Below are 22,886 nucleotides of genomic sequence, written 5' to 3'. Positions count from 1 at the left end.
TATAAAACCGTAAAAAACACAGAAGCGTAGGAGACCGTAAATGTAGATGAAAGAATCAACATAGGAACAGATATTTCAATCCTATTATATAATACTTCTTTCACTATTGTCTCCTACTTTTCCATGTTTAATTTAGTAACTATCTAATAACTTTTTATGATGCAGCAGCTTGATTATTTAACTTTTTCATTTTATTCCTATTAAGCAGTTTAAATGTATAAGTAACAATAAACGGACAAACTATGGCTGATACTACACATGCTGCTGCAACCTGTGCAGTGGCTACTGTTGCTACAGCAACCAGTGTTGGATCTGCTGCTGCAACTGCTGCTGGAGTAGCTACAGCATTACCTGCTGTTGAACCTGTAGCAAGTCCAATTATAGGCTCTTCTTTGAATAATTTAAGAAGTATAAATGCTCCTATTCCAGTGAAAGCAGCTATTACTCCTAATAATATTCCAGGACCTCCTGCTTTTGCAATAGTTGCAAGATTCATTCCTGCCCCTAATGGGAAAGAGAAGAATGGTATTAATAACATTTTACTGCTTCCAAGGAATTTTCTCATATCAGAATCAAGATTTCCTAAAATCATTCCAATTACTATTGGAATCATTACTGCTACAAGTGCTTTAAAAGGAACTTGTGCAAGTCCTGATGCACCTAATGCAACAAGTGTAAAGAACGGACCATCTTTTAAAGATAACAAAGCATAAGCACCTACGTCTGTTTCATCACCATACTGTGATGCAAGTGATGCATATAATCCACCATTACAATTTGTAAGTGCTGAAAGAATAGCTAATGGCGATAACCCAAGTACTCCTGCAGGACCAAAAACTTTTCCTACAAATATACCAATACCAGCACCTACTATAAACTTTCCTGTTATTAATATTACACCTTTTTTTATTGCCTTTGGTGCTAATTTGAAGTTAATCTGTGAACCAATCAAAAACATAAAACAAGCTAAAATTGTTGATGATGCACTTGCACTAAACAATGCTGTCGTAAAACCACCAATTTTTAAAAATTGTGGACAAAATGTGTTAACTAACACCCCTAGAAAAAGTGGAACAACCATCATGCCGCCTGGAATTTTGTCAAGTGTTTTCTTAATTGGAATTTGCATTTTTATACCTCCATTTATTCTTTCTTTTATACTCTTGCTGTGCCAGTTTTTCTAGCAGCTTTGATAATTTCTTCTGCTACATTTGAAGCTACCTTCTTGTCCAATGCACTTGGTATTACATTATTTTCGTTTAGCTCTTCTTCTTTAATACTATTTGCTATAGCATAAGCTGCTGCTATTTTCATTTCTTCATTAATTTCCTTTGCTCTACAATCTAAGGCTCCTCTAAATATTCCTGGGAAAGCTAGTACATTATTAACCTGATTTGGAAAATCTGAACGTCCAGTACCTACTACCCTTGCTCCTGCTGCCTTTGCTTCATCAGGCATTATTTCTGGAGTTGGGTTTGCCATAGCAAAGAAGATTGAATCCTTGTTCATTGATCTTACCATATCCTGACTTATTATTCCTGGTGCTGAAACTCCTATAAATACATCTGCACCCACTAATGCATCTGCTAAAGTTCCTTGAATATTCTCTGGATTAGTTACCATTGCAAGCTCCTTCTTAGCATCATCTACATTTTCTATTCCTCTATAAAGAATACCAACCTTATCACATGCGATTAGATTCTTTACTCCTGAAGAAAGTAGCAATTTAGCTATAGCAGTTCCTGCAGCTCCTGCACCATTTATAACAACTTTTATATCCTCTATTTTCTTGTTAACTACTTTCAATGCATTTATCACACCTGCAAGAACAACTATCGCAGTTCCATGCTGATCATCGTGGAATACAGGTATATCAAGCTCTTTCTTTAATCTTTCTTCAATTTCAAAACATCTTGGAGCTCCTATATCTTCTATATTAATTCCACCAAACACTGGCGCTATAAGCTTTACAGTTTTCACTATATCATCGATATTCTTCGTATCTACACATATTGGAAATGCATCAACATTTGCAAATTCTTTAAATAGAATTGCTTTACCTTCCATAACTGGTAATCCAGCCTTAGGTCCTATATCTCCAAGTCCCAATACTGCTGTTCCATCTGTAACTACTGCAACTAAATTTCCTTTTGAAGTATACTTGTACACATTTTCTTCATTCTCATGAATTTTTCTACATGGCTCTGCAACTCCAGGAGTATATGCTAAACTTAAATCATCTCTTGTCTCAACCTTAATCTTTGATACTACTTCAATTTTCCCTGTATTTTTTTCATGTAATTTTAAACTTTCTTCAAAATAATTCATTTTTAAATCTTCCCTTCATTTTTTATATCGATTTTTTGTAACCGTTTGCTATGAATAGATAATATCATCAATATTTACTTATTAAAATATTATGAACTTTTAAAATATATTTTGGTCATTAAAAATACTTTGTTTAATTTTTAACTACTCTAACTTATTGACACTTATGTATAGATACTATACAATAAAAGCATGAAACAAAATATTGATAAAATAAGTGAGCTCATGATCGATGTAATATGTGAATTTTACGAAAATGATAGCAAAGCTCGAACATTTGGCACAGATACAGAGCTTTATCATTCAGAAATACATATGCTGCAATGCATAATGGATAATCCAGGTTTACACATTTCAGGAATTGCACGCACACTTGGAATAACACGAGGTGCTGCATCACAAACTGCCAAAAGGCTTGAACGAAAACAAATGATTGAAAAGAAAGTAAACCCAATCGACAGCAAAAAAATTCTCATGTTACTCACAACTAAAGGAAAAACGGCTTGTCTAAATCATAAACTTGCTCACGAAAAGCACAGAACCGTTATTTCTAAAATTCTATCTTCTTCCAGCGCAGAACAATTACTATTTTTAAAAAGCTTTCTACTAAAATTTGAAACAGCACTGAAGGAGTAATTTTTTAAACCAATATTGTATAGTATGTATACAATATTGGTTTTGAAAGGAGTTAATAAATTGCATATTCAATCAAAAAATTCATCTTTTGTATTAACCAGATTGCTTACACTTTTAATGGCCATTGCTTGCGGATTGGCAGTTGCTAATCTCTATTATATTCAACCTTTAGAGTCACAAATAGCTGATACCTTCCATATCACACAAAATATGGCTGGAATTGCTGCTACCCTGACACAAATTGGATACGCTTTTGGTCTTTTATTGCTTGTACCTCTTGGAGATATGGCTGAAAGAAAATCAATGATTTTACGCATATTACTGTTAGTGGACATATCATTACTTATGGCTGCATGGTCACCCTTTTATGTACTACTTCTCATTGTCATGTTTGCTGTTGGTTTTACCACAATAGTACCACAACTCATTATCCCTTATGCAGCACATCTTGCCAACCAAGAGGAACAGGGAAAAATCATTGGTAATCTTATGAGTGGTCTTTTGATGGGTATACTTTTATCACGTACATTAAGTGGATTAATAGGTTCAGCTTTCAACTGGAGAATTGTCTATCTACTTGCAGCTATATTGATGTCAATTCTGGCTATCATAATTAAATATTTTTTTCCTAAAAGTCAACCAACTTCAAAAATTTCATATAGCGAATTAATGAAATCTATACCAAAACAAATAAAAAAAGAACGTACCTTACGTGAATCAGCAATAAATGGCTTTTTTATGTTTGGTGCATTTAGTGCTTTCTGGACTTCTTTAATTTTTCTACTTGAAACTCCATTTTATAATATGGGTACAAGAGAAGCTGGTTTGTTTGGTCTAGCTGGCATTGCTGGTGCTATTGCTGCTCCACTAATTGGAAAAATGGCTGATAAAAAAAGTCCTCGCTTCATTGTAGGGATTGGTGTTTTGCTGTCAACACTTGCTTATTTATGTTTTTGGTTTTTAGGCTTACATTTATGGGGATTAATCGTAGGTATTATCATACTAGATCTGGGTAATCAGTTCGGACAAGTTTCCAATATGGCAAGAGTACAATCTCTTAGTGATTCAATGCGAAGTCGAAACGGAACAGTTTTCATGTTTTTCTACTTTATAGGTGGAGCTTGTGGTTCTTTTTTCGGTACTTTATGCTGGCAAAATTTTGGTTGGAAAGGTGTTTGTACTGTTGGTATTATATCTATGTTTATGGCAATAACTTCTCATTTTATAATATATAGACTTCACTTTATCAAAAAAAGAAAACAAAACTACTGAATTTACAGTAGTTCATTAATAAAATATGAAGTTTAAATCCATGTATGCTTTAAAAGCAAAAATTTGTTAATAGAAAAAGCTTTTAACTTTCCTCTGTATATCTTTTTTTTATTTCATCTTCTGTGTACTTTATAATTTTTGTTCTTATGTCCAAATATTTTTCCATATCTTCACTGGCAAAATGAGCTAATACACTGCTTTGTACACTAGACATTTCCTCTACTAATTTATTGGCAAGTTCTACACCTTCTGGTGTTAACTTTATATAAATACGCCTTCTATCCACAGGATGAGGCGATCTTTCTACCAGATATTTTTTTTGCAATCCATCTACCATATTAGTTGTAGTCTGCCTCAAAATAGCTAGCTTATCAGCAATCACTGAAGGTTCAACTCCATTTTCATATTTTCTTAAAAGTCTAATTATACGATATTCAGAATAACTAACTCCATGATATATCATCATCTCATTAAACCAAAAATTCATCTGAATATTGATGGATGATTGATTATCTAAGGTATCTAATACTTTTTTGCGGAATAAGTGATCTGCTTCTACTTTTGAATCATTCATTGTTATTTTCCTCACTCCTAGTTTATCTACATATTTAAAGCATGATTGATGCTACATAACTATATTATATAATTAATTATTAATATGTAAAAGAGTGCAATTTAATTATATGAGAACAATATTTTTTAAAGGACAGAGGAGAATTGTTCTCTCATAAAAATAATTTATAGTAGCATTAATTTTTAAAAATGCTACTATAAATTAAATCATGATAAACTATTTTCTGAGTCTTCCTTTATATTCTACCTGGTCTAAAGGAATTTCTTTTAAAAGTAGTGCAGAAATAACACCTATACATATGAAACAAGCTGCAGTTATAAATACTGATCGTAAAGAAGTCTGTAAAGTATTTCTTACAACTTGTACAACTGTGTTGTATTGAGAAGAATCAACAAAAGTTGCTTGCAATTGTTTTAGTGAATCTTTATTTACTAAAACACGTGCCGTAGATACCAGTGATACTTGTTTTGGATTTAACGAAAGATTAGATATATTACTTACAATAAATTTAGCATAAACACTATTTAATATAGATCCTAGCAATGCTGGTGCAAGTGCATTTCCTAACGCAGTAAAGAAGAATAATGTACCATTACCTACGCCATAGTCTTTAGGTTCAATATAAGCCATAGCACTTAAAGTATTGATAGAAGGCATCCATGAGCCTCCACCTATATTATAAATAGCTCTGGCAGCAATTATTGCAATTAGAGATATTGTTGCAGGCATTAATCCAAAAAACAACATAGTTATAACTGCACACGAAGGAGCAAGTACAAGCATCCATTTATAATGTTTAGTTTTATCCATCATAAATCCTGCAAAAGCACCCATAAAGATACCTATAAAGCTTGCTGGTATCTCAAGTGTTGCATAAATAGTTGCTGATTTCCCCATAACTCCCTGCACATAAAGACTTAAATAAGTAGCTACACAAGTAAGTCCAAATGTCATAGTTACAGATATAAGACAACATGATAAAAAATTTCTGTTTTTCAATAACTTAGTTGATATTATTGAATATTCTTGGATTCTTTCTTCATGTTTTAAAAATAAAACAAAAACTATTATCGATACAATCAGCATAATTATGATTGTTGGAGAATTCCATCTAAATCTGGACCCTCCCCATGACAAAGCTAATAAAAAGTTAGAAACAGCAATTGTTAATGCTACAACACCTAAAATATCAATTCTATTATCAGCATTTTTATTTGTAACATTTGGAACTGTAAACATTACAAATAAAAATGTTATAATGAATATTATTGCTGTAAGTACAAATACATATCTCCATGTCCAGTGTTCTGAAATCAGTGCTGCCAATGTAGGTAAAGTTAATTGAACTACACTCATCACTGAAAGTATACTTCCACCTATTTTCCCACGTTCAGTTGGAGGAAACAACTGACCTAAAAGTGCCATATATGTGCCTTGCATAGCTCCAGCTCCAAATCCATTAACTGCATATCCCGCTATAAAAAACCATATATTTGGAGCTGAAAAACATAATACTTCCCCAGTTACCATAAGTCCTAATACAATTAATAGTATCTTTTTCTTACCATATATATCACCCATTTTCCCCCAGAATGGAGCTGCAATAGCTCCTGTTAAACTAAATACCATGGGTGCCCATGAATAATATGTAAGACCATTTAGTTCTCCTGAAATCATCGGAAGCAAAGCATTTGCTTTATATCTAGTAGACCAATATGCAAAACCACAAATTAAAATAGCAATAGCACAAAGAGTCTTTCTCTTAGATGACATTGTTTCAAGTTCATCAGTTTTTAGACCTTCTGGCATAACATTATACCCCCATATTCTATTTTCTTTATAAGACAAATAAATTCAATAGTTATCTTATTTCCTCATTAAAATTATTGATATTCAAAACCCCCCAGTAAAATATCAGATAAAATATCTTTATCTTGGAATATAAACATTTTGATTTTTTAGTATTTTTTGTACCCTCTTAATGTTTACTTGACGTACATTTATATTATCTTCTAATGATACAGCTGCTGCTACTCCAGCTGCTTGTCCTAAACTTGCACAGTGAGGAATCAAATTTGACCAGTCATTAGCTTCATGCGTTGATGAAAAAGATCGTCCTGCAACTAAAAGATTTTCAATTTTTTCTGGTACCATAACCCTATAAGGTATTTCTGTAGGTGTCTCACAAACATTAAAATTGAACGGCGGAACTACTGCTATAGTATCTTCATGCTCATAAGTGTTATCTAAGTCCATTTTCGAAAGTGTATATAATCCGTGAATCCTTCTGCTGCCACGAGTACCTGTTTGAGGTGCTATATCTATTAAATATGCGTTTTTAAAGCCTGGAACATTTTCTTTTAAATAGTCTATAGCTTCAGGCATTGTACGACGTACACTCATTTGTGTTTCCGTCAAATCTTTAATATCTAGACAATATCTAGGAAGCCAGTTATTTATCCAACACTGATCATTGCGTGGTGTGGCATGAGGAGACATTTTAAAGCCTGTAATTTTACTCATATTAGACATATGCACACTATACCACTCTTGAAAATTATCTGCCTTCCACTCTGCGAATGTCCTAAAATCTACTCCACCTAAGCGATAAACAGATGCCGTATTTGCACTTCTAAGTGATTGATTTCGATCTTCATCAAAATCACCACCTGCAAATGAGCATATATCAGCATCACCTGTGCAATCGATTACAACTTTTCCAAGAATCGCCTTACGACCTTCTTTACTTTCAATAATTACACCTTTTATGGTATCTTCATCCATTATAGCTCCAACACTCCAACATTCTAAGTAAGGAATAATCTTACTGCCTTCTTCTGTAATCATCTGATCCAATACGATTTTCAGTTGATTTGGATCTAAATATGCACCATAATTAATACTGCCATTAAGCACAAAGCCCCAATAACCAGCCCATTTTTTTAAGAGCATTGGATCTTTACTTCCTGTTTCTTCTTTCTTAGGTCCTAAAACTCCATATGGAAGCTTACTCATACGATCAATCCATTCCTGTTGTAATCCCCTGATCATTCTTTTTTCACCAAAGGATAAATGAGGAATTAAAATAACAAAACCTCCTGTAGCCATACCTCCTAAATGTCCATAACGTTCTACAATAATTACCTTCTTAGCTCCAGCACGTGCAGCTGCAACAGCTGCTGAATGTCCTGCAGGACCAGAACCAACAACTAAAACATCAGCTTCATCAAATACTGGCACTTCTCGTGATGATTCTACAATAATTTTACTCATACTTTACCTCCTAAAACAAAAAATATTTTTGCATTTTATAATAAACATAACAATTTAAATTAGTTATATTCACTATCTATACTAATTATTATAAAAAAAATTATAATAAAAAATTTTACTATAATTTTTTTTATAATACAATATTAGCACATTATAATTATGGTTGCAATAATATTTTCAGAACATTCAAATCATAGGACTTAATAAATTGGAGTATAATATATGATATATAACTCAAACATGAAGTTGCCTATAATAGAAAATTTAGACAAAATATGATAAAATATAAGCTATAGAAAGGGGATGAAATAATGGAAACCAGACTAGAAGAAAAAAGAAGAGCAGAAATAAATATGCACTTTTCAGAATTTGAAATGCCTCCAATGCAAGACATATTAATAGTAGGCAAAAGAGCCCCTATTGGACCAGAGGCTGCTAAAAGAATGGTGGATATACTTTCTCCAGAACAATATGAAATAGTTAGAATTGATCATCCACAAATTGAAGCAATTGTGATAAGAAAATTTTTGCTAAGTATGATACCGAAAGATAAATTAATTTCAATAATAATGGAAGAAGGAGGAAAAGTTGCTAACGAATCTATGATTATAAGATCTCAGATTAACATAACTATTCATGTTAGCAAATCTATTGAGTTATAATGCAAAAAGCTTTAAATATACTAGATAAAAATTTTATGAAAGTTAACATTTTGAATGGTATTAGAAGCGTAATAAATGCTTTTTATGAAAAAAACATTTATTGTTTTGTTGCATATGATGAAGAAGAGCTGGTTGGTGTAATTACTCAAAAAGAATTAATTTCTGCACATCCTAATAGAATAGTTGCTGATGTTATGACAGATAAATATAAATTCATAGATCCTTCAACACCCACATGGAAAATCAAAGAAATATTTGATTTCAATAAGGATATAAGTGTAATATTTGTAAAAGAAAATGATGATCTTAAAGGTTTCTTAACAAGAACAACCTTAGATATCGAGCTTGCAAAACATATTGACTTACTTACTGGTCTTTATAAAAGTGATTATATATTTTATAATACATATAAATTATTAAATAATGGAAATGAACTATCTTTAATTTTTATTGATTTAAATAATTTTGGAACTATTGACAAAAAATATGGACATATAAATGGAGATTTAATATTAAAAAATGTAGCAAAAATATTAAAAGAAAACATTCCTCAAGACAGTTATTTGTGTAGATACGCAGGAGATGAATTTGCAATATTAACACCTTTCTGTATAGACAGATGTACGCTATTTGCAGAAAATTTGATAGATGCTATAAACTCATATAAATTTCCTAATAATATTCCTGTTTCAGCATCAATAGGCATTACAGGATATAAAAATCATAATAATAAAAAAGGTGACACTCTAAGCATTATAGATAAATTAATAAATATAGCAAGCTTAGCATCTACAAAAGCAAAAAAGAGAATTGATACCTCAATTGTTGTTGAAAATATAAATGCAATTGCATAAAATTGAAAAAGGCAAACCCATTGAAAAGTGGGGACGCAAAGCCATGAGTCTAAAGCAATTTTAACTGCTATGACAGTCAGGTTGCCAATGAATTAATAAATCACTCATGGCAGGCAAATATGATGCCTGCCACTTCTATAAAATTTAACCTCTATTCATATGATAAACTTTTAAAATTAAATTGTATGATTATATATTCCCTTCAATGTATACTTAAACTTTATCTATTATAATCTATATATCTCTACTAATTTTCACATAATCATTTTTTATTTTTAAAATCAATGTTCATGTCTATGATGAATATCTGGCGAATGCGGATGAGTATGTTCTATAGCTTTGTGTGTATGCATATGCGAATGATATCCATTTATGATAACCTGACCAGAAGTATGTTCATGATTATGATGAGTATCATCATGATTATGTCTATGTTCATGTTGTATTGCCTTATGCATATGCGTATGATAATGTTTTTCCTTTAATAAAAGCACTGTTCCTATAATCATAATAGGAAGTGATATAAAAAACATAATGTTTGGAGTATCTCTCAATAAAATAAAAGATAAAATAACTCCAATAAATGGTGCTGTTCCATATAATGCACTTGTTCTTGTACTTCCTAAATCCCTCATGGCAAATACAAACAACACTATACTTAAACCATAGCAAAAAAATCCTATAATCATGGCAGATATTAAAATTGTAAAGCTTGGTATTTGATTACTAAGTATCATAGCTAGAATGAATGAAAAAGAACCTGATATAATTCCTTTTATTGTTACAATAGAAAATGGATTTTTTGCAGAAATATTTCTTGTGAAATTATTGTCTATCCCCCAACAAAAGCAAGCCAATATAATCCCGAAAGAACCTATGGACAATCCCCATTGATTTTTAAAATCCCATGACAAAATGATACTTGCTACAGTAATTAATACTATAGCACTTAATATTTGTTTTCCTGCATTTTCTTTAAAAAATATTACTGCAATTATGGTAGTTGCAACTCCTTCAAAATTTAACAACAGTGAAGCAGTTGAGGCCGGAGTTATTTTAAGACAATTTAACAAAATAATAGGTGCTATAATTCCTCCTGCAATACTTGCACCTAAAAGCCAAGGAAAATCCTTTTTCTTCAAAGGTGCTTCATCTAAAGCTTGTTTCTTTATAAATGAAGTGACAATCTGAAAGACTAACAATCCAATTCCACTGCCAAGATATAAAAATGCAGCAAGGGGAATAGGATCAATTTTACCTAAAAGCATCTTAGTTATAGGTGCGCTGGCTCCAAACAAAATTGCAGATACCAATGCCATCATAATTGGATAAGCTTTTGATTTATTCATTATACTCTCCTCTCTTATATAATTCATATAATATTGCAAAAGTTGTGTAATTTAATTATAACAGCAATTATGAATACATTAACACTATTGTTAAAAATGTCATTATTAAATTTTTCTCATAAAATTAAAACAATTTGAAGATAACATAACTTTTTGTTAAGTTTTCTTCAAATTGCTTTATTTAATCTCTATGAAATAAGTCTTTTAATATTCTTATATGAATTTCTAACTAATTACTGATTCTGTAGCTTTTTTCCCATCTTTAGTCTTTTCATTTTCTATCTTTTTTCTTTCTACTAATCTTCCCATAAAAAATGCTATGATACCAACACCAATACCTGTTTGTACACAGAATAATAAGCTTTCAATTTCACCTGGTAATTCTCCACCAATCCAAGTTTCCATAACAGGCGTAAACCAAGGTTCATACTCTTTACCTGTAATCTGTGAAACTACTTTACTTCCTGCATCATCTGATCCTCCAAATTCAGCACCTTTCAATGTGAATAATGGTATAAGAGCAATTAATGCAGCAATAACTAATAAAATAATAACCTTCTTTTTTGTCTTTGCCATTAATTTTCACCTCTCTTTAAAAATCCAATACCTGTTAACTCAGATTTTGCATATGTTTCAAGACCCATAATAATTACAACAGTAAGGATACCCTCAATAATTGCAAGTGGAACCTGTGTTGGTGCAAATACCCCAAGAAACTTGGCTGCAGATGCCATAACTCCACCACTTTGAGAAGGATATGCAAGTGCAAGCTGAATACTAGTTACACAATAAGTAAATAGGTCACCAACTGATGCTGCTATAAAAATACCCACACTTTTATTAACTTTCATATTCTGACATAATTTATAGATTCCATAAGAAACTAATGGGCCTGCAATAGCCATAGAAAAAGTGTTAGCTCCAAGAGTTGTAAGTCCACCATGAGCAAGTAAAATCGCCTGAAAAATTAAACAAATGATACCTAATATACTTACTGCAGCTGGTCCAAATAAAATTGCAGCAAGTCCTGTACCTGTCATGTGAGAACAACTTCCTGTTACTGATGGAATTTTTAAAGATGAAAGTACAAAAATAAATGCACCTGCCATAGCAAGAATGGTCATAGATTTACGGTTTTCAGCTAACGTTCTTTTAATTGATAAATATCCCAATACTAAAAATGGAACACAAATAGCACCCCATGCAATACAAAATTTTGGTGGAAGATATCCTTCCATAATGTGCATTGCATTTGCCACTGGAACTATTCCAAAAGTCAATGCAAATACTGTAATAATAGTGATAATTTTCTTTTCTTTTTGTCTCATTTTATTTTCCCCCTCATGCTAATTTAAATTTATATTTAATCTAAGCTAATGCACCTAGAAAAGATATCTGTTCTTCAAGCATTTTTTTAAATTCTTCAGTATTTTTAGGATAAACCTTTGTATCTTCTATCAAATGCTTTTCTACAAGAGATTCATAAACCTCCAGCATTGTTGGCTGCTTTAAATTTGCTTGCTTTAAAACCTCCTCATTTTTGAAAATTTCTAATGGTGTTCCATCTGATATAATTTCCCCCTGACAGAATACAATAACTCTTTCAGCCCATCTGTATACAAAATCTACATCGTGAGTGGAAATGAGCATTGTCTTCCCTTCTAAAGTAAGCTTGTCTAAAACTTCTTCTAACATCATGGCATTTAAAGGATCTAACGCTGCCGTAGGTTCGTCAAAAATAATAATTTCTGATTTCATAGCAATAATGTCTGCAATAGTAACTCTTTTCTTTTCTCCACCACTCAAATAATGAGGCGGACGATCCTTAAAATCAGAAATATTCATATATGCCAGAGCTTCATCAACTCTCTTTTTTACTTCTTCCTTTGGAAGCTTTAAATTCATAGGTCCAAATCCAACTTCCGCCATAACCGTAGATGCAATAATCTGATTATCTGCATCTTGAAACACAATTCCAATATTCTTCCTAAGTTCCTTTAGGTTTTTCTTATTAACTACTGTATCCCGATAAATGATTTTTCCTTGTTCTGGTGTAAATACACCATTAATATTTAAAAAAAATGTAGATTTTCCAGATCCATTGGAGCCAATAACAGCAATTCTTTCACCTTCATGAATATCCACACTTACACCATTTAATGCAACTTTTCCATTTCCATAAATATAATGCAAATCTTCAACCTTTAATATTGTTTTTTCCATAATAGATCCCCCTATCTCGTAAAGCTCCATATTACAACTAAAAAAATTATAAATACTGCTGCCATAACAATATGTGTTGTTTCTAACTTTTTATCTTCCTCATAAAATATGAGTTCTCCATCATAACATCTAGCCTCCATAGCATCATAATATGAGTTTGCTCTTTTCAGCGAAGTAACCAGCATATTGCTTGCAACATTTCCAAATGTATAACAGGAGGTTTTAAAATCACAGTAACCCTCTCGAGACTCTGCAGAATTTTTCATTTTACTATATACATCCATTAAAACAAAAATATATCGATAAATCATATTCATAAGCTCTATAATAAGCTTTGGCACATGCGCCTTACGAAGTACATAAATAATCTCAGAGGACGGAGTTGATAATGTCATCATCTGCAATGCACTAACTGCTGCAAAAACCTTTAATATCAAAAAGGCAGCTTCTTTAAGCTTTAAATTAGAAGTGAATACATAGGCAAAACCAAGATACATATTATACTGTCCCAAAGGCTGTTTAGAAAAATCAATAGCAATAGTAAAAGTACCCAATAAAATAAAGGCTATAGGAATTGTCATTATTGACAAATATTCATGTAATGGAAGTTCCCCTTTTATAACCGTCACATAAGTCATTGCAATAATCACCATAATAGATACACATGGGTTATTAAGTACAATACAAAGAATCAATACTAAAACAGAAAGTACTACTTTAAAAGTAGGATTCCAGTGTCTTATTTTTGAACTATAAGAATAAAAATCAATGGAAAATCCTTCACCATGTTTATGTCCAACTCTATGATGTTGTTTTTTATTTTCATGATTATGACCATTATTATTTCGAATTTTAAAAAAAAACACTGCTGTACCCCCTTTTACTTTTCACCCATGGTAAAATAATAATTTTTTAAAATTACTATTTTTTAATTATTTTTTTTACAAAGTCAATTATTTCCTCAATTGAAGTAGTTTTATTTTCATAGTTTTCATCAGATCTTTCAATCATAATTATTTCAATTCCTAATTTCCTAGCTGCATTTATTTTTTCTACAACACCTCCAGTATTACCACTATCTTTTGTCACTAGAACAGAAGCATTACAATACTTAAATATTTCCTCATTTAATTTTTCATTAAATGGACCTTTCATTGCTATTATATTTCTTAAATTGAATCCTAATTTTTCACATTTTTTCAAGACCATCCAATCCGGAAGCACTCTAAGATATACTCTATTTTGGTAATCAGGAATCTTAGTGAAGGTTTCAATTTTCTTACTTCCTACAGTTAGTATGATATTCCCTTTATATTTCAGTATGCTTTCATATGCTTCTTCATAATTTTTTACCTTTATAATGTCATAATCCTCATATACTACTTTTTCTCTCAAAAACCTAATATATGGTAATTCAGTTGATTTACAAGCACTTATTACATTTCGAGATATGTCTACTGAAAAAGGATTGGAAGCATCGATTATACACTTTGGATGTACTTTATCTATCATATCAACAATACTAAGCTTATTAATCTTTCCCTGATAAATATCAATACTATTGTCATGATCAATCAATTCACTGCCTAACTTAGTAGTGACCATTACAGTAACTTTTTCACCAATTTCATAAAGCTTATTTATTATTTGTTTAGCATCCATTGTTCCAGCAATAACTAATATGTCTGACATACTTACCTCCAAAAATATCATATATATAAAAAAACTCATTGTCTCTCAAAAGACAATGAGTTAATACTAAAAATAGACACACTGTATTAAACCTCCTCTATCTCTCGTAGAGTAATAGGTATTAAAACAGGTAGGTATTCTGGCTCAAGTATCATTATCACCTCTTGCCTTCCCGATCCATTCAGTGGCATTCTCAGAGGGACTCCTCTCTTACAGCGGCGGGACCGCGTGGGATTTTCACCCATCTTCCCCTTTTCATCGATTTATAACACTTTTTGATTACAATCGACACCTATTTAAACTATTATATTGTTTAAATATATACAAATTTTATCAAAATCTAATTTTTATCACACTAATTTTTCCTATGAAAATCACGATATAACATACTTATATCATATATACTAAATATATTTTTGTCAATATTTTATAAAAAATTTCAGAATTCTTTACCACAAGCACTATCTTGAGTTTCAATATATTCTTCAAGTTGTTCTATAGAATCAGCAATCAATTCATATATAAGATATTTTGGGTTAATAAACTCTATAACTTTCTGTATATTTTTATCCTTAAAAGGCTTATGGCAATCTATTTTAAAAACATGCATAAATACCTCTTCACTTAATGGATTTAAATCAAATTGTTTATTCTCTTTTTTCTTTTTAATTATCTGAGATCTTACATATTCTCCTGATAGCGAAGAATTAAGATGTATACCCTTTACTAGATTTTTTAACTCTCCAAGCTCATTTACAGTATTTATTATATATTGAACTGCTTCTTTTTCATCTTTAAGATATAAATTTGTATTCATTAAATGGGATATATCAAGCATAAATCCTTTATTTTTATATTCAACTTCATTCAACAATCTTAATGCAATATTTTTATTAAGCATGGTAAATCCAGGCCACCACATATTTTCAAATAAAAGTTCTATATCTGTGTCCATTCCTTCAAATACCTGGTTTATGAGATCAATTGATGCATCTAAAATATCATCATCAGAATAAGCGAAATTATAATCATAAGCATGTTCAACTTCCACATGAGCTACATGAAACACCATATACTTTACACCTATTTTAGCTGCAGTTTCAATTTCTTTTCTATAATGTTGTATCATAACTTCTTTACTATTGCCTGAATAATATTGGTTTATAATATCTTCAGTTTTAAATTGCCTTAAAAGTTCATTTTTATTATTTTTCCAAAAATCCAGCCATGTAGGATAATATTTTAAATGTACCCCTTTAACTATTCCTTTAGGAAGGATTTTTTCTTCCCACATAATTGGATTTAAAAGTTCAACACCATCCATATTGTGTTTTCCTAGAAATTTTTTTATTTGCTCACTTTTAAAGTTAAATCTTTTAAGATCATAATCATATGTAGACAAATTCATTAGTTTTATCATTTACAATATCCCCCATTAATTAAAATATCAATTTCAAAAACGTGTAAAATACTTTTAATATTTAAATAGACTACCTTATAGTATATTGTATTTAAAATATGCTATAAGATAGCCCTATGGTAATTTTTTAAAGAGAGAACTCCATTACTTACCCATTTTAATCTAAAATAATAGGCTAATCAATTCACTAGCCCATTATTTTATTTTAAAAACTGCAATCTGTAATGTTAAGCTAAGTAAAAATTTTTAATGAAGCAAATGTACGATTTCATAATATTTTAAACATTAATATTTATGCAAAACTATAAATGGTCAATGTATAAAACTCCACATTACAAATTACAGTTTTTTTAATAAGTACATGATTTTCATAATTTTTTTATATAAAAAAGGCCTTCTTTCGAAGGTCCTTAAATATACGACACGAATACAGCTTTAGCTTAAAAACTAAAATCATAATATCGCTCGATACTTATCTCTCCCTCCGAGAGCACTATATCCATAGAAACAGGTAGGTCTACTGACTTAGAATCATCTTACTCCTCACACCTTCCCAAAGACTCATGCCTTCAGTGGTATATCGTGAGTTTCATCATCCTTACAGAAGCGGGGGCTGCAGCGGCTTTTCACCACTTTCCCTATTAATTCCCATTAAGGAAGCCTGTACTGAAATATTATTACTTTTATAACTGTTTACATAATTATATTACATCTTTTTTCCTTATTTGTCAACAAGTCAAACTTTTTATATAATACAATTTGTTAACATAGAAGCTTTTTAAACGATAAAATATGTGGCTGTCGCATTAAGAATAAATACTACAATAATGTTGTGCTAATTTTAAATTTGCAAATCAACATATTGTATCTAAATTACTTAGTGCGACAGCCCCATCTGTTTAATCCCTGATAAATTTGTGATTACTCAAATGAGCTAAGCACCTTTTCATACTTAGCTCATTTAATTTCTTTTACTTATTTAATTGGTATGTCTATAGTATTAGAAATAACCTTACTATTTTCAAAGCTTTCACATACAAAAGCTTTTAATGTATACTTTCCTTCTTGTGGAATATTCATTTTTGTATTTAAAACTGAAAAATCTCCTTTTTTAATAATCTTTTCCCCACTTATGGATTTAATAATATTACCACTTTCATCATACAATGCTACTACTATTACAACATTTTGTTCATTATCAGAATTATTTACTGCTTTTATTGATACTTTTGAATCATTCCCTAATTTTACTGATGGATTAGAGCTTTCATTAGTTATTTCTATTAGTTTAGAGTCATCCTTTGGATCTTTAGCTTTATCTATCATATCAAATATAGATTTCTTGTTAAGTAATTCTACATATGCTGCAAATGCATAGTATGATGCTTCACTATTTTCAAAATCTAAACCTTCTCCTTGACAATATCCTGATTTTGAAGGATCACTGCCTTTAAATTTAGCTTTTTCCATAGAATCAATAACTGTTTTTCCATTCTTAGTCCACTGGAATGAAAGAGGATCAATTCCATTGACATGAAGTGCCATAACAACAGCAGCAGTTGCTACAGGACTGTTTTGAAAAGTGCTTCCAGCCTCCATATCAAATCCACCATCATTATTCTGTTTTTGTTTTAAATAATTTTCTAATTCATAAATCTTTGTCTGTGCTCCTTTAATATCCTTATGTTTTCCAAGTGCAGCAAGAGCAAGTGCTTCTGTTTTTATAGCCTTATAAGAACTTGCATTTTTATAATTTGGACTATTAATCATAGCTAAAAGAGCTTTCACTGCTGCTTCTTTATCATATTTTCCACCTGCAGCATCAAGTGCTAATATACACCAAGCTTGTGCTTCAATAGAATCTTCATCCATCAAAGCATTTACGATAAACTTTCCTTTATTATCCTCAGCAGATGACTGAGCTTTTTCAAGTGTTTCAACATAGTTATTTGTCTTTTCCTTCACTATATCATTTTTAGGATCAAGTCCTGCACCTAAAAGAGCTATAATTGTCTTTGCATTTTGAAGTGCTGTATTATTCTTAGAATATCTATATATATTATTAGCAACTTCATTTTTATCTAATCCTGACACAACTGCTGCAGGAGAAGCTAAAAATTCATAACCTTTATATGCTTTATAATGATCTTTTAAAAATTCAATTTCATTTTTTAATCTACCGCTGTAATCAATAACAGGTGGTGCAACTACTTTTACTTTTATACTATCTTTTATACTTTCATTACCTGTAATATATGCAGTAATATCCGCTTCACCCTCTGATATACCTGTTATTGTTCCATCCTTTACAGAAACTACTTTATCATTTGAACTTTTCCATGAAACTGCTGTATTGCTTACAACCACATTGTTATAGTCATATGCCTTTGCAGTAATAAGGGAACTTTGTCCATTATAAATCTGAACTGCTTTTTCTCCATCAATAGATATTTTTACTGGAGCAGCTGTGTCTTTATACTTCAATTCTTTATACATTGAAGTATTATATTTCAAATCACTTAAAGCTGCTAATACACTAGGTGTAGCCACATCTGACACAATTGAAGATTTTGGATTTAGTGCAAAACTATTGCCAATTTTACATTTTAGTACAGCATCTAAAAGTGTTACCTTGTTTCCATCAATATTTACATTCCAAGTATCACTATTTGGATTTTCACCAAGTGCAATTAAGGCTTGAATTAGTAATGATGTATTGAAACTATCATCAGCTACTAAACCACTTTCTTTTTGTTGAGCCTTTATATATTTCTTAATTCCCTCAATCACATTATTACAGTTATCTATATTTTTATGATTTGCCAATGCAATCAAAGTCCACATACTTCCTTCAATACTTGCATTATACTGATCTTCAGTTTCTTCTCCAAATTCATCTTCATCACCAGGTACTATATTTCCAAAGGAAATCTTACCATTTCCTTCATCATGAGCTTTACCCAAAAGAATATTTACAAGTTTTGCTTTATCATAATCAGCTTCTGCCATATCAAGAGCTATTACAGCTTTTGCAATATATTCAGAATTATTTTCCTTTGAATAATCATATTTTATTAGATAATCTACATAATCTTTGTTCCTATGATTTCTTGGATTTTTATTAGCTCCTATAAGAGTCATTATATTTCTTGAATAATTATGTAAATTATCCATACCATAAATGTTCATCTTTTGAACTAGTTTGTCAGTATCCATACCTGCTCTTCTCAATGCCAAAGTTGTAATAAAATCAAATGTCTTGTACTGATTATCCAAAATTGAATTATAATAACCTACAACATCATCTATAGCACTTTGAACAGATTGATTCTTATTTATTGAATCCTTAAATGCAGATATTGCACTTTGAAGTTTTACAACTTCAGCATTTATTTCAGTTTGAGACACTCCGCTTTTATCCATTATGCTCTTTGCATTTGTCAATTCTTTTGAAAGTTTATCCATGGATTCCTTAGGATATTGTCCATTTTCAGTTCCTACTGTAGAATGATCTACTAAATTTTGTGCCTCATCTATGAATTTTTCAAGAGTATCTTTATTTACAGATGATTCACCCTGCTCAACTATTACCTTACAATAAGGTCTTGTAATATCTCTTGTTTTTCCATCCTTATCAAATCTAACTGCCGATATAATATAGGTTCCAGGGGTATCAAATTTTAATTGGGCATTTCCATCTTTATCAGTAGTTATATATTGACCATTAACTACAAGTTCTTTATTATCAATTAATATTTTTGCATTGTCAATAGGAGTAGTCAATTCTTTGCTGCTGCTAATATCATATTTACTTCCTTTTAAATTAACTTTAAAACTTTCACCAGTTTTTACACTTATGTCTTTATTTTCAAACCATGTATATATATTTTTCAAATAATCTTCTTGAAAAAATACAACAATTGAATCCCCATCATGTATTTCAACATTATTCATATAATCAGGGGCATACTTATCATTCACATAATACATCCAGCCATCATTGCTGCCTACAGAACGTTCTTTAACTCCTGCAATATTTTTTATATAGGTACATCCGCTTGAATCAAACTGGCTCACATCTTTGCAGTCTATCTTCTTACTCTCCAGTGCCTTTATAAGTGCATGAATTGCAAATACCTTGTCGTCCTTCTTTTCCTTGCTGCCATATGGAGTCAAATCAAAATTATTTACTGTTAATTCTGTTTCAGTAACTATAGTGTGGTCATTTGCCTCTACTCTAACTTTAACCTTAGCACTTAGAGCCTTTTTATTATCCGTTAATTCCTCCCATGAAGGGATCTTTGACTCCATACCATTTAATGAGTAATACCAGACAATCTTATCTCCTTCCTTAACCTCTACCTTTGATGCTGCATTATTGGGAGCAGCTCCATTTACACTATACATCCATCCATTTTGATCTTTGTTTTCATATCCATAAATACTTGTAACCATATCGCCATTCATCTGAAATAGAGATGTTGCTGCTTGAAGTGCACCTAATGCTGTAAACCCTTTATCCTGTTTTTTATCACTTATTGTTACTTCCTTAGGAGTAAACATGCAGTCATATCCACCTGATTTTGGCATAACAATTGCAACATTTACTTTACATGTCTTTTCTTCTTTTGGGTTGTCTGGATTTGAAATTTTTACGCCATTAACAATATAGTTTCCATATCCTGCATCTTTCAAATCTAATAGGGTATATAAGCTCTTCCATGTGGCTTCCAGCCAACCTTTATTATTTACGCTTTCTCCCTCTTTTCCATCAAAAGAGCCATTATCTTTCCATAATTTAAATAGTGCATCTACTGGATTTTTACCTGAAGATTTAGTCCACTCCTCTGATGTTGGATTTTCTCCTGCAGCTATCAATCCTTGAAGTACTTCTGCGTGATATCCAGTTACATATGTTGTATCATATAACCCTCCATCGTCTTTTTGAATATTATGTATGTACCATATAGCTTTTTTTATAGCATTATCTACACCTTCTGCATCTTTATGTTTAGATAACGCCATCAATGCATAGCCTGTATTTCTAGGTACTGAGCTATTTGATTGTTTAAATCCACCATCATCACATTGTGCTTCTATAATTTTTTTCACTGCATGATTATAATTATAGCTTACTTTTTTATCTGGGTATTTTTCATTATATTTGTCAATTGCAATTACTGCCTGTATATCAGATTGCCTAAAATAACTATCATTTTTATCAATTTCTTCTTTTATTTCATCAATAAAATGCCTATTATTATAATCATTGGGATTTTTATTAATATCCAGCAATATTAAACTTTGATTTACTTTTGAAGCTAAATTTTTTAATTCTGTGTCATAACTTGATTCGTACTTATCTACTAAATACCAATTCTTTTTACTCAAGTCTGCACCTGTTCTATATAATGCAGAATATTGAAATCCTTTTAATTGCCCCTGATTTTCTACAAAATGTACATTATTGTAGTAATTGATAGCAGAATCAATAAATTGATTTATACTGCTTCCTTCTTTTTGAGGATTATTATTTTTAAATTTAGTACCCTTTAATACATAATCTCCATATCCTGAATTTTTTAATGCTGCTAAAGCATCTAAAACTTTCTCATAAGCTGTTTCATCTCTACCTCCTCCATAAGATGATTGAAATTCCTTACCATCCCATGAATTAAATAAGGCATCTATTGGATTTTTGTCAACTTTTATCCATTCAGTTGAGTCTAATTTTACACCTGCTGATACAAGCTTTGATACTGCTTCTGCATGTATTCCTGAACCAAATTTGCTCAAATAGAATCCAGAATCATCATGTTCAAAATTTTTTACTGAATCCATTGCTTTTTTTTCAGCATCTTTAACACCATCAATATCTCTATGTTTTACAAAAACATTTAAACCCCAAGCTACATTTTGAGGTACATTGAATACTGTACCTTTTGATTTATTTTGATTTTCAATAACTAGTTTTACTGCATTTTGAACATTATAATCCACCTTACTATCTTTATACTTTTCATTATATCTATCAAGTAAAGTTATTGCTTTTATTTCATTAATAGAAAATCTGCTATTTTCATCTAATTTACTTATTTCATCAGATATTTCTTTTATAAAATTCTTTCCATTAAAATTTGCAGGATCCTCATCCATATCCATCAATATCGCAGCTTGTTTAACTTTAGTTCCTATAACTGTAGATTTTGTATCAATTTCCTTCGCCAATATGTCTTTTTTGTTTTCTACCTTTACACCAGCTTTATATAAAACAGCCCATTGGTCTACTTTAAGAGCTGCACCTTTTTTGCTTAATTCATCTGATAATATTTTTATGGCATAATTAACTGTAGCACTATTACTTGTTTCTACTTTATTTCCTTCACTTGCAGAAACATTCGTGTTTACAATTAAATTACTTCCTAAAATACCTAATGTTAGTATGATTGTCATAAGCAATGACATTATACTTTTATACTTTTGTTTCATAAAAACCCTCCTAATCTCTATGTTTTAAAATAATTGGGCTGCCACATTAAGAAATTCGGTTTCACCATGTTGTAATATTTATTCTTAGTGTGACAGCCCTTTGTAATATTGAGT

General features: G+C 30.8%; 17 protein-coding genes and 3 riboswitches. Of the genes, 4 read left to right on the top strand and 13 right to left on the bottom strand.

Annotated features, from left to right (window positions below; genetic code table 11):
- Nucleotides 1-154: 154 nt before the first annotated feature.
- Nucleotides 155-1,129 (bottom strand): 2-keto-3-deoxygluconate permease, encoded by a 975-nt coding sequence (locus EG57_RS0203590; RefSeq protein ID WP_032075903.1) that lies wholly within the window; start codon nt 1,127-1,129, stop codon nt 155-157.
- 26 nt (nt 1,130-1,155) lie between these two features.
- Complete coding sequence (locus EG57_RS0203585) at nt 1,156-2,328, bottom strand: NAD(P)-dependent malic enzyme (protein ID WP_032075902.1); 1,173 nt, start codon at nt 2,326-2,328, stop codon at nt 1,156-1,158.
- Nucleotides 2,329-2,520: 192 nt separating this feature from the next.
- On the opposite strand from EG57_RS0203585, the gene EG57_RS26195 reads away from it, so the two are divergent.
- On the top strand, nt 2,521-2,964 hold the full coding sequence (locus EG57_RS26195; protein WP_029954867.1) for a MarR family winged helix-turn-helix transcriptional regulator: 444 nt from the start codon (nt 2,521-2,523) through the stop codon (nt 2,962-2,964).
- Between the two features lie 66 nt (nt 2,965-3,030).
- Complete coding sequence (locus EG57_RS0203575; protein ID WP_032075930.1) at nt 3,031-4,236, top strand: MFS transporter; 1,206 nt, start codon at nt 3,031-3,033, stop codon at nt 4,234-4,236.
- A gap of 82 nt (nt 4,237-4,318) precedes the next feature.
- On the opposite strand, the gene EG57_RS0203570 is transcribed toward EG57_RS0203575, so the two are convergent.
- The 3 genes from EG57_RS0203570 to EG57_RS0203560 all read right to left on the bottom strand — a co-directional run bounded on the left by EG57_RS0203570 (nt 4,319) and on the right by EG57_RS0203560 (nt 8,083).
- The gene (locus EG57_RS0203570; protein ID WP_032075901.1) at nt 4,319-4,810 is read right to left on the bottom strand and encodes a MarR family winged helix-turn-helix transcriptional regulator; all 492 of its coding nucleotides are present in this window, start codon (nt 4,808-4,810) and stop codon (nt 4,319-4,321) included.
- A 216-nt stretch (nt 4,811-5,026) separates the two neighbouring features.
- Complete coding sequence (locus EG57_RS0203565; protein ID WP_032075900.1) at nt 5,027-6,619, bottom strand: MFS transporter; 1,593 nt, start codon at nt 6,617-6,619, stop codon at nt 5,027-5,029.
- Nucleotides 6,620-6,739: 120 nt separating this feature from the next.
- Entirely contained in the window at nt 6,740-8,083 is a 1,344-nt protein-coding gene (locus EG57_RS0203560) for an FAD-dependent oxidoreductase (protein WP_032075899.1), read from the bottom strand.
- 311 nt (nt 8,084-8,394) lie between these two features.
- Between EG57_RS0203560 and EG57_RS0203555 the strand changes: the two genes are divergently transcribed.
- Nucleotides 8,395-8,745 carry a hypothetical protein gene (locus EG57_RS0203555; RefSeq protein ID WP_029161356.1) on the top strand — a complete coding sequence of 117 codons (351 nt, stop codon included), beginning with the start codon at nt 8,395-8,397 and terminating at the stop codon, nt 8,743-8,745.
- A gap of 35 nt (nt 8,746-8,780) precedes the next feature.
- Nucleotides 8,781-9,599 carry a diguanylate cyclase gene (locus tag EG57_RS0203550; protein ID WP_242859802.1) on the top strand — a complete coding sequence of 273 codons (819 nt, stop codon included), beginning with the start codon at nt 8,781-8,783 and terminating at the stop codon, nt 9,597-9,599.
- A riboswitch (cyclic di-GMP riboswitch) is annotated at nt 9,600-9,688 on the top strand.
- A gap of 192 nt (nt 9,689-9,880) precedes the next feature.
- Here EG57_RS0203550 and EG57_RS0203545 read toward each other — a convergent pair.
- The 8 genes from EG57_RS0203545 to EG57_RS0203510 all read right to left on the bottom strand — a co-directional run bounded on the left by EG57_RS0203545 (nt 9,881) and on the right by EG57_RS0203510 (nt 22,772).
- Nucleotides 9,881-10,948: a DMT family transporter gene (locus EG57_RS0203545; protein ID WP_032075897.1), complete on the bottom strand. Its 1,068-nt coding sequence runs from the start codon at nt 10,946-10,948 to the stop codon at nt 9,881-9,883.
- 225 nt (nt 10,949-11,173) lie between these two features.
- Nucleotides 11,174-11,524, bottom strand: coding sequence for an energy-coupling factor ABC transporter substrate-binding protein (locus EG57_RS0203540; RefSeq protein WP_032075896.1), 351 nt, complete (start codon nt 11,522-11,524; stop codon nt 11,174-11,176).
- Complete coding sequence (locus EG57_RS0203535; RefSeq protein WP_032075895.1) at nt 11,524-12,276, bottom strand: energy-coupling factor ABC transporter permease; 753 nt, start codon at nt 12,274-12,276, stop codon at nt 11,524-11,526. Before EG57_RS0203535 ends, EG57_RS0203540 begins: the two co-directional genes overlap by 1 nt.
- A gap of 40 nt (nt 12,277-12,316) precedes the next feature.
- Nucleotides 12,317-13,171: an energy-coupling factor ABC transporter ATP-binding protein gene (locus EG57_RS0203530; protein WP_032075894.1), complete on the bottom strand. Its 855-nt coding sequence runs from the start codon at nt 13,169-13,171 to the stop codon at nt 12,317-12,319.
- An 11-nt stretch (nt 13,172-13,182) separates the two neighbouring features.
- Nucleotides 13,183-14,037, bottom strand: a complete 855-nt coding sequence (cbiQ, locus tag EG57_RS0203525) for a cobalt ECF transporter T component CbiQ (RefSeq protein WP_242859801.1) — start codon at nt 14,035-14,037, stop codon at nt 13,183-13,185.
- A 55-nt stretch (nt 14,038-14,092) separates the two neighbouring features.
- On the bottom strand, nt 14,093-14,863 hold the full coding sequence (gene cobK, locus EG57_RS0203520) for a precorrin-6A reductase (protein ID WP_032075893.1): 771 nt from the start codon (nt 14,861-14,863) through the stop codon (nt 14,093-14,095).
- 112 nt (nt 14,864-14,975) lie between these two features.
- Nucleotides 14,976-15,174: riboswitch (cobalamin riboswitch) on the bottom strand.
- A 128-nt stretch (nt 15,175-15,302) separates the two neighbouring features.
- A complete protein-coding gene (locus tag EG57_RS0203515) occupies nt 15,303-16,283 on the bottom strand; it encodes a TIM barrel protein (RefSeq protein ID WP_032075892.1) in 981 nt (326 codons plus the stop codon).
- A 493-nt stretch (nt 16,284-16,776) separates the two neighbouring features.
- Nucleotides 16,777-16,963: riboswitch (cobalamin riboswitch) on the bottom strand.
- A gap of 295 nt (nt 16,964-17,258) precedes the next feature.
- Nucleotides 17,259-22,772 (bottom strand): DUF4430 domain-containing protein, encoded by a 5,514-nt coding sequence (locus tag EG57_RS0203510; RefSeq protein ID WP_032075891.1) that lies wholly within the window; start codon nt 22,770-22,772, stop codon nt 17,259-17,261.
- Nucleotides 22,773-22,886 lie beyond the last annotated feature (114 nt).

Origin of the sequence: Clostridium drakei, assembly GCF_000633595.2 — a bacterium.
GTDB lineage: Bacteria > Bacillota > Clostridia > Clostridiales > Clostridiaceae > Clostridium_AM > Clostridium_AM drakei.
The sequence above is the reverse complement of the archived record's forward strand: the minus strand, read 5'-3'. Positions and strand labels throughout refer to the sequence as shown.